This window comes from Maritalea mobilis (assembly GCF_004363175.1).
In the GTDB taxonomy this organism is placed as follows: domain Bacteria; phylum Pseudomonadota; class Alphaproteobacteria; order Rhizobiales; family Devosiaceae; genus Maritalea; species Maritalea mobilis.
This window is the reverse complement of record NZ_SNYR01000001.1, coordinates 1,449,561-1,465,546: the sequence shown is the minus strand read 5'-3', so window position 1 is coordinate 1,465,546 and position 15,986 is coordinate 1,449,561. Positions and strand designations below refer to the sequence as shown.

The 15,986-nt window shown below is 50.9% G+C and carries 19 protein-coding genes; 9 read left to right on the top strand and 10 right to left on the bottom strand.

Going from position 1 to position 15,986, the window contains the following annotated elements:
* The first annotated feature begins 75 nt into the window (after window positions 1-75).
* The 5 genes from ATL17_RS07055 to ATL17_RS07035 all read left to right on the top strand — a co-directional run bounded on the left by ATL17_RS07055 (window position 76) and on the right by ATL17_RS07035 (window position 5,020).
* Entirely contained in the window at window positions 76-1,878 is a 1,803-nt protein-coding gene (locus ATL17_RS07055) for a M3 family oligoendopeptidase (protein ID WP_166638922.1), read from the top strand.
* 12 nt (window positions 1,879-1,890) lie between these two features.
* Window positions 1,891-2,022 carry an aa3-type cytochrome c oxidase subunit IV gene (locus ATL17_RS07050; RefSeq protein ID WP_133572032.1) on the top strand — a complete coding sequence of 44 codons (132 nt, stop codon included), beginning with the start codon at window positions 1,891-1,893 and terminating at the stop codon, window positions 2,020-2,022.
* 85 nt (window positions 2,023-2,107) lie between these two features.
* Window positions 2,108-3,250 carry a Re/Si-specific NAD(P)(+) transhydrogenase subunit alpha gene (locus ATL17_RS07045; RefSeq protein ID WP_133572031.1) on the top strand — a complete coding sequence of 381 codons (1,143 nt, stop codon included), beginning with the start codon at window positions 2,108-2,110 and terminating at the stop codon, window positions 3,248-3,250.
* The gene (locus ATL17_RS07040; protein WP_133572030.1) at window positions 3,251-3,607 is read left to right on the top strand and encodes a proton-translocating transhydrogenase family protein; all 357 of its coding nucleotides are present in this window, start codon (window positions 3,251-3,253) and stop codon (window positions 3,605-3,607) included.
* A 9-nt stretch (window positions 3,608-3,616) separates the two neighbouring features.
* Window positions 3,617-5,020, top strand: a complete 1,404-nt coding sequence (locus ATL17_RS07035; protein WP_133572224.1) for an NAD(P)(+) transhydrogenase (Re/Si-specific) subunit beta — start codon at window positions 3,617-3,619, stop codon at window positions 5,018-5,020.
* Between the two features lie 53 nt (window positions 5,021-5,073).
* Here the strand turns inward: ATL17_RS07035 and ATL17_RS07030 are convergent, their stop codons facing one another.
* Window positions 5,074-5,601, bottom strand: a complete 528-nt coding sequence (locus ATL17_RS07030; RefSeq protein WP_133572029.1) for a cytochrome b — start codon at window positions 5,599-5,601, stop codon at window positions 5,074-5,076.
* Between the two features lie 74 nt (window positions 5,602-5,675).
* On the opposite strand from ATL17_RS07030, the gene ATL17_RS07025 reads away from it, so the two are divergent.
* Both ATL17_RS07025 and ATL17_RS07020 read left to right on the top strand, forming a co-directional pair.
* Complete coding sequence (locus tag ATL17_RS07025; protein ID WP_133572028.1) at window positions 5,676-6,140, top strand: MarR family winged helix-turn-helix transcriptional regulator; 465 nt, start codon at window positions 5,676-5,678, stop codon at window positions 6,138-6,140.
* A 30-nt stretch (window positions 6,141-6,170) separates the two neighbouring features.
* Window positions 6,171-7,814 carry a hypothetical protein gene (locus ATL17_RS07020; RefSeq protein ID WP_133572027.1) on the top strand — a complete coding sequence of 548 codons (1,644 nt, stop codon included), beginning with the start codon at window positions 6,171-6,173 and terminating at the stop codon, window positions 7,812-7,814.
* On the opposite strand, the gene ATL17_RS07015 is transcribed toward ATL17_RS07020, so the two are convergent.
* Together ATL17_RS07015 and ATL17_RS07010 are read right to left on the bottom strand one after the other, a co-directional pair.
* Window positions 7,811-8,491, bottom strand: coding sequence for an ArsR/SmtB family transcription factor (locus tag ATL17_RS07015; RefSeq protein ID WP_133572026.1), 681 nt, complete (start codon window positions 8,489-8,491; stop codon window positions 7,811-7,813). The two genes, ATL17_RS07020 and ATL17_RS07015, sit on opposite strands and share 4 nt — an antisense overlap.
* Window positions 8,488-9,183, bottom strand: a complete 696-nt coding sequence (locus ATL17_RS07010; RefSeq protein ID WP_133572025.1) for a DUF6058 family natural product biosynthesis protein — start codon at window positions 9,181-9,183, stop codon at window positions 8,488-8,490. The genes ATL17_RS07015 and ATL17_RS07010 overlap by 4 nt, the downstream gene beginning before the upstream one ends.
* A gap of 131 nt (window positions 9,184-9,314) precedes the next feature.
* Here ATL17_RS07010 and ATL17_RS07005 point away from each other — a divergent pair, with 131 nt between their 5' ends.
* The gene (locus ATL17_RS07005) at window positions 9,315-9,980 is read left to right on the top strand and encodes a DsbA family oxidoreductase (RefSeq protein ID WP_133572024.1); all 666 of its coding nucleotides are present in this window, start codon (window positions 9,315-9,317) and stop codon (window positions 9,978-9,980) included.
* A 63-nt stretch (window positions 9,981-10,043) separates the two neighbouring features.
* Here ATL17_RS07005 and rpsU read toward each other — a convergent pair whose 3' ends face one another.
* From rpsU to ATL17_RS06985, 4 genes are all read right to left on the bottom strand, one after another.
* Window positions 10,044-10,259: a 30S ribosomal protein S21 gene (gene rpsU, locus ATL17_RS07000; RefSeq protein WP_133572023.1), complete on the bottom strand. Its 216-nt coding sequence runs from the start codon at window positions 10,257-10,259 to the stop codon at window positions 10,044-10,046.
* A 149-nt stretch (window positions 10,260-10,408) separates the two neighbouring features.
* Entirely contained in the window at window positions 10,409-11,491 is a 1,083-nt protein-coding gene (locus ATL17_RS06995; RefSeq protein ID WP_133572022.1) for a 5-(carboxyamino)imidazole ribonucleotide synthase, read from the bottom strand.
* Window positions 11,492-11,493: 2 nt separating this feature from the next.
* Window positions 11,494-11,985, bottom strand: coding sequence for a 5-(carboxyamino)imidazole ribonucleotide mutase (gene purE, locus ATL17_RS06990; RefSeq protein ID WP_133572021.1), 492 nt, complete (start codon window positions 11,983-11,985; stop codon window positions 11,494-11,496).
* A gap of 86 nt (window positions 11,986-12,071) precedes the next feature.
* Window positions 12,072-12,287, bottom strand: a complete 216-nt coding sequence (locus ATL17_RS06985; RefSeq protein WP_342775930.1) for a YdcH family protein — start codon at window positions 12,285-12,287, stop codon at window positions 12,072-12,074.
* Between the two features lie 184 nt (window positions 12,288-12,471).
* Between ATL17_RS06985 and ATL17_RS06980 the strand changes: the two genes are divergently transcribed.
* Window positions 12,472-12,648, top strand: a complete 177-nt coding sequence (locus ATL17_RS06980) for a YdcH family protein (RefSeq protein ID WP_133572020.1) — start codon at window positions 12,472-12,474, stop codon at window positions 12,646-12,648.
* A gap of 90 nt (window positions 12,649-12,738) precedes the next feature.
* Here ATL17_RS06980 and ATL17_RS06975 read toward each other — a convergent pair whose 3' ends face one another.
* Genes ATL17_RS06975 through ATL17_RS06965 form a run of 3 tightly spaced genes read right to left on the bottom strand, consistent with a single transcriptional unit; the run spans window position 12,739 to window position 15,964 of the window.
* Complete coding sequence (locus tag ATL17_RS06975; RefSeq protein ID WP_133572019.1) at window positions 12,739-13,503, bottom strand: sulfite exporter TauE/SafE family protein; 765 nt, start codon at window positions 13,501-13,503, stop codon at window positions 12,739-12,741.
* 6 nt (window positions 13,504-13,509) lie between these two features.
* Complete coding sequence (locus tag ATL17_RS06970) at window positions 13,510-15,408, bottom strand: monovalent cation:proton antiporter-2 (CPA2) family protein (RefSeq protein ID WP_133572018.1); 1,899 nt, start codon at window positions 15,406-15,408, stop codon at window positions 13,510-13,512.
* Window positions 15,398-15,964 carry an NAD(P)H-dependent oxidoreductase gene (locus ATL17_RS06965; protein ID WP_133572017.1) on the bottom strand — a complete coding sequence of 189 codons (567 nt, stop codon included), beginning with the start codon at window positions 15,962-15,964 and terminating at the stop codon, window positions 15,398-15,400. Before ATL17_RS06965 ends, ATL17_RS06970 begins: the two co-directional genes overlap by 11 nt.
* Between the last annotated feature and the right edge of the window lie 22 nt (window positions 15,965-15,986).

The window sequence follows — 15,986 nt, the reverse complement described above, 5'->3', positions numbered from 1 at the left end:
TGCAATACGGTCTTGGCAAGCGAAACGCATATGATAAGGTTTGCGCCAAATTGACGCTAAATGAAAGACCGATGCATGAGTAATGAAGATCTCGCGCAAAAGCTTGGGGTGATGCCTGAGTGGGATTTGACTGATCTTTATCCGGGGCAGGATAGCGCAGAACTTAAAAAAGACTTGGCGGATTGTGAGCAAGAGGCAAAGCAATTCGCGGCTGATTTTAAAGGCAAATTGGCAGAATTGGCTGAAAAGGGTGGCCTGGTAGACGCTATTACCCGCTATGAAGCCATGTCGGACAAGATGGGGCGTTTGGGATCTTTCGCCTATTTGCAATATGCGCAAAACACAGCCGATGGTGAACGCGCCAAATTTATGGGCGATTTGAACGAAAAGCTGACAAGTCTCACCACACCATTGTTGTTTTTCTCGCTTGAGTTGAACCGCATTGAAGATGATGTGTTGGACAAGGCATTGGCCGACGATATGGCCCTGGCGCGTTACAAACCTTGGTTTGATGAATTGCGCAAAGCCAAGCCCTATCAACTTGAAGATCGGGTGGAAGAGCTGTTCCACGACAAGTCTGTCACTGGTCGGTCTGCATGGAATCGGTTGTTTGATGAAACCATGGCCAGCCTGAAGTTTGATGTTGATGGCGAAGAATTGTCGCTTGAGCCGACATTGACCATGATGACTGACAAGGATCAATTTAAGCGGGAAGCGGCTTATAAAGGTCTTGTGGGTACTTTAGGCGAGAACAAACGTCTTTTCACGCACATCACAAATGTGCTGGCCAAGGATAAAGAGATTTCTGATCGTTGGCGGGGTTATGAAGATGTGGCGGATAGCCGCCACATGGCCAACTCGGTTGAGCGGGAAGTGGTGGATGCGCTGGAAAAAGCCGTGCGTGATGCTTATCCGCGTTTGTCGCACCGTTATTATAAAATGAAAGCCAAATGGTTGGGGCAAGAAAAGCTGAATGCTTGGGATCGCAATGCGCCGTTGCCCACAAGCGATGACCGCATTTTTGACTGGGACAGCGCGCAAAAAATGGTGATGAATGCTTATGCAGACTTTTCACCACAGCTTGCAGACGTGGCTAAGCCTTTCTTCAATAGTGGCTGGATTGACGCGCCTGTGCGTGATGGTAAAGCGCCTGGGGCTTTTGCTCACCCGACAGTGCCGAGTGCGCATCCCTATTTGATGCTCAATTATTTGGGCAAAGCGCGGGATGTGATGACATTGGCGCACGAGTTGGGCCATGGGGTGCATCAGGTGTTGGCTGCTGATCAAGGGGCCTTGATGGCACAAACGCCGCTTACACTGGCAGAGACCGCTAGTGTGTTCGGTGAGATGCTCACCTTCCGCTCTTTGCTGAAATCAACCGATGATCCGCACCAGCGTTTTGCGCTTTTGTCTGGCAAGGTTGAAGACATGCTGAACACGGTTGTGCGGCAGATCTCGTTTTATAGTTTTGAGCGTGCGGTGCACATCAAACGCCGTGAGGGCGAATTGCGCAGCGAAGAGCTTGAGCAGATCTGGCTGGAGACCAGCCGAGAAAGCCTTGGCCCATCTGTTGAACTAAATGAGGGATATGAGACCTTTTGGTCATATATACCGCATTTCATTCACGCGCCATTTTATGTATATGCCTATGCGTTTGGTGATTGCTTGGTGAACTCGCTTTATGCGAAATATCAGCAATCTGACGACGGATTTGTTGAACGGTATTTTGACCTGCTCAAAGCAGGTGGATCAAAGCACCATTCAGAATTACTTGCCCCATTTGGCTTGGATGCCAAAGATCCAGATTTCTGGTCACTTGGGTTGGGGATGATTGAAGGATTGATCGACGAATTAGAAGCGTTAGATCAATCTCACTAACTGGAGAAAAGAATGAGCACCGAAGCTGAAAAACTTTATGAAGAGCAATCCAAAACTTATCACGGCTTTTTGCAGTTGGCTAAATGGTCAGCCATCATCATCGCTGTGGTTTTGATTGCGCTTTATTTCTGGTTTGTCGCCTAACGCATAGCGACAAATCATCATCGTGCCGCATTTGGTTGGGGGGCGGCGCATCACCTTGTATGTGCGCAACTGAAAAGGAACTGGCATGAGAATAGCGGTTTTGCGCGAGCAAACGGCCAATGAGACCCGTGTGGCGGTCACCCCGGAAGTGGTGGCCAAATATGTGGGTTTTGGCGCTACTGTCGCAATAGAGAAAGGCGCGGGTGAAGGGTCGCGCCTTTTGGATAAGGACTATAAGGATGCGGGGGCAAGTATTTCAACTTCTGCCGCAACCGCAGTAAAGGGCGCGGATGTGGTGTTGACGGTGCGTCGCCCCACACCTGAATTGCTGAAAGGCGCAAAGAAAAATGCGCTGGTGATGGGGATGCTCGACCCATTTGGCCATGAAAAAGAAATCGGGGCCTTGGCGAAAGCAGGCTATGCCCTGTTCACCATGGAATTTATGCCGCGGATTACCCGGGCGCAGGTGATGGACGTGTTGTCCTCACAGGCGAACCTTGCTGGCTATCAAGCGGTGATCGAGGCTTCATATGCCTTCGATCGGGCATTCCCGATGATGATGACTGCGGCCGGCACGGTGCGGCCAGCTAAAACCTTCGTCATGGGTGCTGGCGTTGCAGGCTTGCAAGCCATTGCCACAGCCAAACGTTTGGGTGCCGTTGTTTCGGCTACAGACGTGCGGCCAGCTGCTAAAGAACAAGTTGAATCTTTGGGCGGTAAATTTGTTGCCGTTGAAGATGACGAGTTCAAAGAAGCAGAGACTGCAGGCGGCTACGCCAAGGAGATGAGCAAGGAATACCAAGCCAAGCAGGCTGAGTTGGTTTCCGCGCACATCGCCAAGCAGGATATTGTGATCACCACAGCGCTTATTCCGGGTCGTCCGGCACCGAAATTGATCACCAAGAAGATGGTTGAATCTATGGCACCGGGTTCGGTGATCGTGGATATGGCTGTTGAGCGTGGGGGCAATGTTGAAGTGTCCAAGCGCGGTGAAGTGGTCGACCATAAAGGCGTGAAGATTATTGGCTATGAGAATTTGCCAAGCCGTTTGGCAGCTTCAGCCTCACAACTTTATGCGAAGAACCTTTTGGCCTTCCTTGAAACCTTGATCGACAAGGAAAAGCAGGAACTTGCCATTAATTGGGAAGATGAGCTGGTTGCGGCTACTAATCTTGCCCGTGACGGGGCGATGGTTCACCCCGCTTTTGTTGAAAAGAAGGAGGCGTAAATGGTTGTAATGGAGCTTATGGCAAGCGGTGCGGCCGCTGCAGCAGGCGCGGCAACTGAAGGAACAATTGATCCATTCACCTTCCGCCTTGCAATTTTCGTCCTCGCAATTTTTGTGGGTTATTATGTGGTGTGGAGCGTTACGCCCGCATTGCATACGCCATTGATGTCCGTCACCAATGCGATTTCTTCTGTGATCGTGGTGGGCGCATTGCTGGCCGTGGGTATTTCTCTGGTTGATGATCAGGGACCAGCCCGTTGGTTTGGCTTTATTGCGCTCATATTGGCGAGCATCAATATTTTCGGCGGCTTTCTGGTCACGCAGCGCATGCTGGCCATGTATAAAAAGAAGGGATAATCCATAATGATTTCTGCAAATATTGCGGCCCTTCTTTATTTGGCCGCTGGGGTTTTGTTCATTCTGGCGTTACGCGGATTGTCTCACCCCACTACTGCTCGTCAGGGCAATAACTATGGCATGATCGGTATGGCCATTGCCGTGGTGACCACCCTGTTGGTTGCCGGACCGAAAGATCCCTTGGCTATTGGCTTGATCATTGGTGGTATCGCCATTGGTGGTGGCATTGGCGCGGTTATCGCCCGTCGGGTGCCGATGACCTCCATGCCGCAATTGGTGGCAGCGTTCCACTCGCTCGTGGGCTTGGCTGCTGTGTTCGTGGCCGCAGCCGCGCTTTATGCGCCGCAGGCTTTCGGCATTGGTACACCGGGTGATATTCACGGGGCGAGCCTTGTTGAAATGAGCTTGGGTGCCGCGATTGGTGCCTTGACCTTCACTGGTTCTGTGATTGCCTTTTTGAAATTGGATGGCCGCATGTCCGGCGCGCCAATCATGTTGCCTGCGCGGCACTTGATTAACATCGCTATTGCCGTCGCGCTTGTGGTGTTGGTTGTGCTGTTTGTGCAAACAGCTGATCCGATTTACTTCTGGCTGATCACAATCCTCGCATTGGTTCTTGGTGGCTTGCTGATCATCCCGATTGGTGGCGCGGATATGCCGGTTGTTGTGTCTATGCTGAACTCCTATTCAGGCTGGGCCGCAGCAGGCATTGGTTTCACCTTGGGCAACACCGCTTTGATCATCACCGGTGCGCTTGTGGGTTCGTCAGGTGCGATCCTGTCTTACATTATGTGTAAGGCGATGAACCGTGGCTTTATCTCGGTGATCCTTGGCGGCTTTGGGTCCGATTCTTCTGCGGCGGCAAGCGGTGAAGAAGAGACGCGTCCCGTTAAATCTGGTGCAGCGGACGATGCGGCGTTCTTGATGAAGAACGCGTCAAAAGTGTTGATCGTGCCGGGTTATGGTATGGCCGTGGCGCAAGCCCAGCACGCATTGCGTGAGATGGCCGATTTGCTCAAAGCTGAAGGCGTTGAAGTGAAATATGCCATTCACCCTGTTGCGGGCCGGATGCCCGGACATATGAACGTATTGTTGGCGGAAGCGAATGTGCCTTATGACGAGGTGTTTGAGCTTGAAGACATCAACTCTGAGTTTTCTCAGGCAGATGTGGCCTTTGTGATTGGCGCGAATGACGTGACCAACCCGGCAGCGAAAACCGACCCTGCGTCGCCAATTTTCGGCATGCCGATTTTGGACGTTGAAAATGCAGGCACGGTGCTGTTCTTGAAGCGGGGCATGTCAGCCGGTTATGCGGGTGTGCAGAACGAATTGTTCTTCCGCGATAACACCATGATGTTGTTCGGCGATGCCAAGAAAATGACCGAAGATATTGTGAAGGCATTTGAGCACTAAGCTCGCCTCACAGTTGAAGCTGAAAGGGCGCCCGATGGCGCCCTTTTTAATTGCTATTTCATCCGCGCCAGCAAATTGTCTTTAACGATAAACTGATGGTAGATGGCGCCCGCAATATGCAGGGCGAGGGCAAGCAGCAACAGTTTAGATATAAGTCCATGACTTTGGCGTGGGCCTAATTGATTGAGTGCTGGCCATATTTCTATTTGCCCGGAAATGAGCTGATTGCTCAAACCGGAAAATGCCATAATGCCCAAACCAGAGATCACTAAGACCAAGGGCAAGACATAGAGCAAAATATGGATAATTTTAGAGGTCCATTTGATCAGGGGTGACCAATTTAGGTCAGGCGCAGGGCGTGGATGAGTGAACGCGAAATAGGTGCGGACCAGAATTAGAATACCAACCGCAACCCCAAGCGGTGCATGGAACTTAATCAGTAGAAATTTCAAACTGTCGCTGGTGCTATTGTCTAGCAAAACGCCGAAAATGAATGTCGCTAACAGCAGAATGGCGATGCTCCAGTGCAACCATTTTGCGGGTCTGGAATATTTTGTGACAGGCTCAATGTGATTTGCCATGTTGGCCTCCAAAGCAGGATAGGTTATATTACATGTAAACTAATTATGTTTACATGTAAACAAAAAGGTGTGGCATGAGCAATTCCGCCGTTCAAATTAAACCGCCTAAGTCGATTGGTCGATTGGTGTCGCATGGGAGTGCCCGCGTGCAGCAACTGGCAAATAAAATGTTGGCGCCACACGATTTAACCTTGCAGCAATGGGTGGTGCTGAGCGCGCTGTGGCAGCAGAATGGTTTGAGCGTGGGAGATGTGTGTAAGTTCACCAATAACGCATTGCCGGCTATGTCGCGACTAACAGACCGAATGGCAAAAGCGGGCTGGTTGGAAAAGCGTACTGATGCCAAAGATGGTCGTGCTGCGTTGCTCTATCTCACAGAGAAGGCCGAAGCGAAACGAGATTTGGCGACACTCTATCTTCAAATCAACGACATATTATTGGAGGGCATGAGCGAGAAAGAGCAGGAGCTGCTTTTTGATCTCTTGCAGCGATTGCAGAATAATGCGGCAAGACAGATTTCATCCGAATCTCTATGTTAGGTCGTGCAGCGGCAAATCATCGGGGCCAGAATGACCAGTAAAAAACAGGCAGTGATTGTGGTGCATGGTATGGGCGAGCAGCGCCCTATGGGGACTATGCGCACCATTGTAGATGCACTTTGGACCACGGATGCGTCAATTGAGTTGGACGACTCGCAAAATCGCGATGCAGACGGCAATAAAAGTTGGATTGTGCCGGACATTAAAACCGGTAGCCACGATTTGCAGCGCATTACTACGCCCGCTATGCGCGATGGCCGCCGCACGGACTTTTTTGAGTTTTATTACGCCGACATTTTGGACAATGCCAAACTGAAAAATCTTTGGCGCTGGCTGATGCGGGTGATCAAGGTGAAGCCCGAATTTGTGTTGGAACGGATGGTGTGGCCCTGGACTGCCCTTTGCTTTCTGGTGGTCCTGATTTTGTGGGTGATGCTGAGTGTTCTATTCCTCGGTGTAGCAACGCAGTTTGGTATTGATTTTTGGTCTGAGGCAGCGAAGCAGGCGCGGCTGAGCGTGCCAGGCGTGAGCTTTTTAGGTGCGATTTGTCTGATCCTGATGATATTGGTGGCCGCGCGCATAAACTCGCTGCGATGGCTGTTGCGATGGCCAAGCTATGCGCTGATTGGCTTGGTCGTCTATTATTTGATTTTCCTGACGGAAGATTTGACTTTGCGCACCCTTGTGGTCAGCTTCACCATCCTTTTGTCTATTGCTACCTCTTTGATCTTTTTGCCGTACCTTGGTGATGTTGCGGGCTATCTTGGTGCCCATCCGGACACAGTGGGGCGGCGCCACGCTGTGCGCGAACGAGGCCTGCAATTGTTGCGGCGTTTGCATGAAGATCCAACCTATGAACGCATTGTGATTGTTGCGCACTCTCTTGGTTCTGTGGTGGCCTATGATATTTTGCATCTTTTGTGGGAAGAGTTGGGACCAACCAACGAAAACCCACCTGAACGGAAGGTGCGTGAAGCGCTGGCTGCGCATGACCATCTGGTGCAAGAGCTGAACCAAAAATATGGCATCAAACGCTGGTCTGCCGCAGATATTGCGCGCTATCGCGAGGCGCAGTCAGCGGTTGCGGAAGCAATTAGGGCGCAAGGTGCTGTGGTGCGCAAAGATGGGCGCAAGAGCAATGCCTATTGGAAGATTACGGATTTTATCACGGCAGGCTCACCGTTAAGTCATGCGCAGTTTTTGCTGGCACGGGGTGCTCTCAATTTTGGAAAATTGAAAAAGGAACGATTGTTTCCTACCGCGCCGCCGCAAGTTTTCAATGATGATTTTGGCGTGCTTTATTCGAATGATCCAATCGATTTTGCCGCTGATATGCCTTTGCCAAAAACGCGCACCGAATGGGCCGTGCGGGCGCCGCATGCTTATGCGCATCATGGTGCCGTTTTTTCAGCGGTGCGTTGGACGAATTTTTATGATGAACATCATCCCTTCTTTTTTTGGCAAGGCGATGTACTAGGCGGTCCGCTATCCGGCGCCGGCCGCTTTGGGCAGGGCATCTGTGATCACAATGTCAAAATGACCTATCAGCGTTTTGGTAGCCCGTCACGTTTTGTGACCCATACGCTTTATTGGACAGACACCAATCCAAAATCGGATCAAGTGAGCGCCAATGTGCGCCACATGCGGGATGCGGTGAACTTGAAGGGCAGTTAGAGCGGGAAATGGTTGGCAAACTCGCGGTTGCCGCGCGGGGTGAAGATGATTGCGCGGCTTTTGGGTGCGCGGTGGACCCAACCTATTTCTTCAAAGCGGGTAAGGAAGGCTCGGCCTAGGGTGCCAGCCAGATGTGAGCGTCTGGCGCTCCAATCTAAACATTCGCGGCAAAGGGCTGAAGATTTGTTCTCCAACTTATCGACGTCTATGCCGAATGTGAGGGCAAAAGCGCGCCCGTTGTCGGTGAGGTAGAGTGTGCCGTCCTTGTGATCTAGATGTCCTTGTTTACACAAACTTTCATAAAGCCAAACGCCTTTTTCACCTGCGAGGTGATTGTAGCAAGCGCGGGCTGTGCGCAATGCTTCATCCTTCGGTCCCGTGCGTGTGCGGCTTTGCCCTGTAAGGTCTGCTAGCCCCATCAAACCGGCTAAGGTGAGGGCCACTTCCTCGTTGGCGAGCGCATAATATCTATGGCGACCTTGATGCCTTTGGACCAGCAATTGCCCTTCAGTAAGCTTTTTTAAATGGGTGCTGGCGGTTTGGCGTGTAATTTGTGCCTCGTTGGCCAGTTCAGTGGCCGTCAACGCCTTACCCGACATTAACGCGCCCAACATGTTTGCACGGGCCGGGTCGCCAATAAGGGCGGCGATTTGGGCGATGGGTGGACCTTCTTTCATCGGCTTATGTTATCGGCAGTCAAGAACTGACGAAAGTGAATTCGTGCATTAATAATGCAGCGCTGGCGGGACGATGTCGCAGTTTCATGAGGGGCAAAGGGCGCTGCCGCATGGTCGAGCCAGTCTATGATTTGAAGAATTTGCTCAACTTCTACATTTGAAAATTGAGCCTGTTGGGCCATCAAATGGTCGATAAATTTAACGCCGCATTGTTTTTTGAAAATTGTTTCAGGCAGTCCATCGCGGCTGCACACACCATATACGCCTTGCTGAAAGTATGACCAACTTGCGTTCAGATAAACTTCTTCTGGCAGGGTGGCGATAGTCGGCCAAAAATGTTGCATCGCTTGGCCGAGGGGGCTGTCGAAATGAACTTGATGCGCCTCGAGATAGATTGAGGTGAACAGTTCAAATGCCTGTGTTTCCGTTTTGATGTGGTTTTGTTTGAGTGCTTGATGCCAATTTTGATGGCTGCTTCTATGCCATGCTTGGTTGGTGTGTTGTTTTTTGTCCGCGACGAAAGATGTGCATTGGAAGTGATGCTGCACTTGGTAGGAGGCGCTTGGATATGTGCCGCTGGCAATTAACTGTTCGAGCTCATCCTCGCTTAACGCGCATGCTGCAGCATGAGTGTTTGTAGGCTGAAAGTAACTTTGCAAGTAGGATTGTATGTCGGTGATAAAATTTGTCATGCACTCAATTTAAGCAGCAGACGACTTGGGATGTTTCGATGATGATCGAACTGTGTCTGACGCAAGGGGTCGTGATTTGTCATGCCCGTGCAAACCGCCTAGGGTGAAGCAACGAATCATGGGAGTTTTGAATGTCCAACAAAATTAAGATCGACCTGTTTTCTGACCCAGCTTGTCCGTGGTGCTTGGTGGGGCTGACCCGGTTTGATCAAGCTTTAAAACGGTTGCCGGATGATGTTGAAGTGGATTTGACCCATCATGCTTATTTGTTGGATGCGAATACGCCCGAAGGCGGCGAGAATGCGCGGCAAATGCTTGAGCTGAAATATGGTCAGGCCCCTGACGATATGTGGGATCGCTTGGAAGAGGAGGGCAAGAAGGCTGGTCTCGACCTTGATATGCGCAAGCAGGAAATTCGCTATCCAACACAGCGGGCGCAGATTTTGATTGCGATCGCAAAAGAGAAGAATAAGCAGCAAGATATTGCATTGGCGCTAAGCCGCGCCAACTATTTGAAAGCTGAAGATATCTCAGATCCAGATTTTCTAGCAGATTTGGCGGGCGCCCATGGCTTTGACCGCGACGAGATTTTTCAGCTGGTGCAGCGTGATGATTTAAAGGCACATGTTGAAAAGGCGGCGGCAGACGCCAGCAAGCAGGGTGTTCAGGGCGTTCCGTTTTTCATTTTCAATGAGAAATATGCGATGTCTGGCGCGCAGCCAGATGAAGTGTTTGATCAGGTGTTCCAGCAATTGATGTCGGATGACCCGATGCCTGAATCGGGACAAGCTGAATAGACAAAAATAAAAACGCCGCTCAAAGAGCGGCGTTTTTTAATTCATTTACAAAAGGCGTAAAGCTTAGCGACCGCCAACAAGGCCTTCGCGCTGTGCACGCTTGCGTGCCAACTTGCGGGCCCGGCGAACGGCTTCAGCCTTTTGACGTGCCTTTTTCTCAGAAGGCTTTTCATAGTAGTTACGCAACTTCATTTCACGAAATACACCTTCGCGTTGAAGTTTCTTTTTCAAAGCCCGAAGAGCTTGATCTACATTGTTATCGCGAACGACTACTTGCACGCGCTACACCGCCTTTAAATTGGTTGTTAAAATCAGGCCCCGGCCAATAAACTGCCGACGCCAGCTGGACCATCCAGCCATCGTTGGCGTGGTCAATAGCAAATAGAATCTCATTTGTCCAGCGAGTGAACTGGGTTTTGGCCCGAAAATTAGCTCTTTTTCGGTGATATTTGGTTGATATGGCCAAGTTTGCGGCCAGCCCGCACTTCATATTTCCCATAATGATGAACCATCATGTGGGCGGGAAGTGACTTCACGGTGCGCTCAATATCTTCACCCAGCAGATTGGTCATGACCACATCTGAATGGCGATCTGTTGCGCCCAAGGGCCAATTGGCGATGGCGCGGATATGTTGCTCAAATTGCGAGATGACACAGGCTGCTTCAGTCCAATGGCCGGAATTGTGTACGCGTGGCGCGATCTCATTCACCACTAAATGATCACTTTGGTCGGTCACGAAAAACTCAACACCCATCACGCCGACATAATCGAGTGCCTTCGCGATTTTTTCAGCAGCGGCAACAGCTTGCTGCGCCACATTATCTGAAATATTAGCGGGCACTGTGCTGGTGTGTAAAATTGCATTTTGGTGCACATTTTCAGCTGGGTCGTATGCCGCAACTTCGCCACTGGCAGAGCGGGCAATGATGACAGAGATTTCCCGGTCAAAACTTACGAAACCTTCCAGAACACATGGCTGCTCGCCGAGTTCTTTGAAGGCGTTTGGAATGTCTTCGGGTTTGCGCAGGAAAAGCTGACCTTTGCCATCATAGCCGAAACGGCGTGTTTTGAGCACGGCGGGCAGGCCGATGGTTTCAATCGCTTGTTCTAGGTTGGTTTGGCTTTCCACATTTGCGAAGGGAGCAACAGATACGCCAGCGCTTTGGATAAATGTTTTTTCAACCAGACGGTCTTGGGCCGTGGCTAGCGCTTTGGCGCCGGGGGCCAAAGGCTTGTTGAATTTCAAGATGGCCTCGGCAGTTTCTGCAGGCACATTCTCAAATTCGTAGGTCACCAGATCGACATTGTTGGCGAACTTTTCCAGAGCAGCAAAATCAAGATAATCTGCAACCGTTTTATGGGGCGTCACCTCAAAGGCTGGGCTATTCGGATCAGGGCAAAAAATATGGACTTTCAGGCCTAATTTATGGGCAGCGAGAGCGAGCATACGCCCCAACTGTCCGCCGCCAAGAATGCCAATGGTTGCGCCAGATTGCAGCATTTCTGTCATAATTACTCGTCTTTTGGAAACTCGGTTACCGCTTCTGTGCGGGCTTTGCGATAGGCGATAAGGGCTTCGCGTGCGTCTTCATCGAACAAGGCCACAACAGCAGCGGCCAACAAAGCGGCATTGGTGGCACCGGCCTGACCGATGGCCAAGGTGCCCACGGGAATGCCGGCTGGCATTTGCACGATGGAATAAAGACTATCTTTGCCAGAAAGGGCTTTAGATTGAACGGGCACACCAAAAACCGGCAAATGGGTCAATGCAGCGACCATGCCGGGCAAGTGTGCGGCACCACCGGCACCAGCAATAATGGTTTTGAAGCCCAAATCTTCAGCAGATTTGGCAAACTCATACATGCGGTCAGGTGTGCGGTGTGCGGAAACAATACGCGCTTCATATTCGATATCGAGTTGATCGAGTGTATCGGCGGCGTGGCGCATGGTGGCCCAATCTGATTGAGACCCCATAACGATGGCAATTGGCGGGTTACTTGGCATTTCAGCCCCTCGCAAAATGTCAAAAATGGCGTTTAGCCCAATAATGGCTATTTGGCAAGCTTTGGCGGCGAAGTTCGGGCTAGACTTTAGGCAATAATGTCCGGCAGCACGAATTGTTCGAGGTAAATGATGCGGTCTTTGATTGCGAGTTTCTTCTTTTTCAACCGCTGCAACATCATCGCATCTTGGCAATTCGTGGCCAAAAGGGCATTGATGGATGCATCCAAATCTTTGTGCTCTTGGCGTTTCATCGCCAATTCAGCGCCCATTTTTGCTTTTTGTTCGGTGGTTAAATGCATCATTACAGAATGACCGTCTGTTCGGTGTTACGCAATACCGAGGCATTTTACCTCATATTTCAATCAATTGCACTGAGTTTTAACAAATGTGGAAAAATTTGAGCAAAATCGCCACAAAAATGCCATTGGACAGACCTTCATTTTTTTGTCACACTTCCTTTGTTCATACGAGAGAAAGGAAGACTTCATGACCACAACTTCCCACCTCAACGCGCTCGAGCGGCGGCATGCTTCACTAGATGAGCAGATCCACCAAGAGATGCAACGACCGGCACTGGACGAACTTAAGATCGGTATGTTGAAGCGCAAAAAGCTTGAGCTGAAAGACGAAATGTCGAGGTTGCAGGCGCAAACGCGTCAATAGTTCGTGTAAGTGAAAGTCCAATAATTTTAAAGTATTTGGATGAATGAAGGCCACGGGGCGTCCCGCGGCCTTTTTGTTTGTCTACTCGGCCTATATGAAGGCAGTTATTCCATCGAACAATAGCTTTAACCCCAGAATAAACGCAAAGATGTAGGCGATGTGATAGAACAAGGTCGCGTTGATCCGTTTGACTAGGAAAATACCGATGGCCATGCCAATCGCCGCCACCGGCAGCAGGCTGAGCGCCAATGTTAGATTGCTTACAGAAAGTTGCCCTAGCGCTGCATAGGGCACAAGTTTGACTGCATTTACTGTGGTGAAAAAGATGACGGTGGTACCGGCATAGATGACCGGTGTTAGACGTTGGGGCAACATGTAAATTTGGAATGGCGGGCCGCCTGTGTGGCTGACAAAGCTTGTAAAGCCTGCCAGCGAACCCCAGAAATACCCCCAAGGCTTTGACGGAGGCAGGCCGGTGAGCGCTTTACGCAAAGGCAGCCATGCATCTAAACAAAAGATGATGGTGATGATGCCAATCATAAGCCGCACCATTGCTTCTGTAATGACTGCGTAAAACACCCATCCCAATACAATGCCAATGATGGCCGCGGGCAACAGAATGCGCAGGTTGGGCCAAGAGACTTGTTTGCGGAGGGCCACAAGCCCGATGGCGTCCATAAACAGCAGCAGCGGCAACATCATGCCAGCGGCCTCGCGTGCTGGCATCACCAGCGTCAACATGGGCACGCCCACAATACCAAGCGCACTGATCAATCCGGATTTGGACAAAGAGACCATAAAGATGGCGCATGCCGCCACCAAATAAAGGTGTGGGTCGATATCGAAAAAGGTCAAATGAGTTTATTCCTGAGAGCGGGCTTTATTTTCGCGCTCTATATCATCCGGATTTTTGTCTGATGTCCAGTTGGTTGCGTTGGCAGGGTCTAAGTCCACCAAATCGGATTCCATAACTTGCGCCAGCAATTCTTTCGCCGTGCGGGCATGGCCGATCATGGCTTCTTCGTCATCCTTAATCTCATAGGCTTCGTGCAGCATTTTGATATCGTGGCGCGCAAAGGTTTTTGCGAGGCGATAGGCACGATGTTCTTCATATCCCAACGCAACAAGTGCTTTGATGCCCAATTGCAAGCCGGAGTGGAATGTGTCGCGCACAAAATCTGTTACGCCGACGCCCATCAATTCATGGGCGTGATTGCGATCTCGCGCACGTGCTAGAATAGTGATGTGCGGGAAGTGCTTTTTCACCATGGCGGCGATTTCAGTCACCGTGTTTGGATTGTGGATCGCGATGATGAGGATTTGTGCTTCATGGGCCCCAGCGGCGGCTAACAAATCGGTGCGACGGGCATCGCCAAAAAACACTTTTGTGTCGAAGCGTTTCACGAGATCAATTTGCTCTGGGTCATGGTCAATCAATGTGGCCTCAAAGCCTTGAGCGGTGATAAGGCGGGTTACGATTTGGCCAAAGCGACCATAGCCCAAAACAATCACGCGGTTGCGCACAGAAATGTCGTCCGGCTCGCGCTCTGTTTGGGTGTCGCGCACCATTTTGGGAGCCAGCAGCCGATCATAAATCAGAATCAAGATTGGTGTGATGACCATGGAAATGGCCACTGTCACGTTCAGCAAATCTGCATGCTCTGGCAACAGCGCGCCCGATGCTGTGGCGAATTGGAAAAGCACAAAGCCGAATTCACCGCCTTGCGCCAGAATAATGGCAAATAGCATGCGATCAGCAATGTGAAACCGGAATATGGTGCCCAACCCCCACAGGATGATCAATTTGATCAACGCGAGACCAGCGACCATGCTGGCGATAAGCAGAGGATTGTTGAGCAGAACTGAGAATTCAACGCTCATGCCAACTGAAATGAAGAATAGGCCGAGCAGAAGACCTTTAAAGGGCTCAATGTCGCTTTCTAGTTCATGTCTATATTCGCTGTCGGCCAAAATCATGCCCACCATAAAAGCACCAAGCGCGGCGGAAACATTGATCCATTCCATCAGCAATGCCGCGGCAACAACCAGCAGCAAGGACAGGGCGGTAAAGATTTCGCGCACGCCGCTTTTAGCGATAAAGCGCATGACCGGGCGCAACAAATAACGGCCAGAAAGATACATGGACGCAAAAACAAGTGCTGTTTTGGCGGCAACTTGCCATCCGCCTTCCGTCGCAGCAGCGGGGCCGTGGCCATCATCAGTTGGGGCGTGGCCTGCCAGTTCGGGGAGCGCCAGCAGGGGAATGATCGCCAAAATTGGGATAACCGCAATATCTTGCAGCAACAGTACTGAAAAGGCGGATCGACCTGTGTTGGTGGCCATAATGCCGCGTTCTTCAATGATTTTGAGCACAATCGCGGTGGAGGAAAGAGCAAGGCCCAGGCCCATGATCACGGCAGATTGCCAAGGCATAGATGCGAGATAGCCGATGATGGCCAGCACAAGTGCGGTGATCAAAACTTGTGGCAAGCCCAAGCCAAACAGCTTGTTGCGCATGGACCAAAGCTCGCGCACTTGCAATTCCAGCCCGATCAAAAACAGCATCATCACCACGCCAAACTCAGAGAAGTGGAGGATGGTTTCCGGGTCGGTGACAAAACCAAGGCCATATGGGCCAATAATGATGCCCGCAAGCAAATAGCCCAGCACAGAGCCGAGGCCGGTGGCTTTGGCAAAGGGCACCACAATGACGGCGGCGGACAGGAAGATGAAGCAGGCGAGTAAGAAACTATGCTCCATGAGACATCTCCTGCTTAGAGGCTGCGTGGACCAGTTCGCTCAGCCGCGACTTCAACTTTTCGCCGTGGGCGATGAGATGGTCTTTTTCGCTGGCACGCGCATGATAATAGACCAGCGGATCAAGCCAATTCATGCCGCAGAAGCGGGCGGTTTGTTTGTAGGGCAACAAAAACTCATCCAGCGGATGATGGTGCACGCCCTCTGGACCATATGCTTTTTCTTCTGATCCTGTGGCGATGGAGAGCAACAAATTTTTGCCTTTAAGGGCGTTACCGTTGGTGCCATAGGCCCAGCCGTAAGAAAAAGTGCGGTCAATCCACTCTTTTAACAAACCGGGAGCGGCGTACCAATAAATGGGGAATTGCAGAACGATGGTTGATTTGCCGTCTATGCGGTGGCGCTCATGGCTGCCATCCACAAACATATCGGGATAGACCTTATACAGATCGAGGACATCAACGCCTTCGATCGACTTGGCACTGGCGGCAAAATGTCGGTTGGCCCGCGATTGGCCTAAATCGGGGTGGGCAATCACAAAAAGCACCGGGTTCGCCATATAAATCTCCAAATCACCTTAG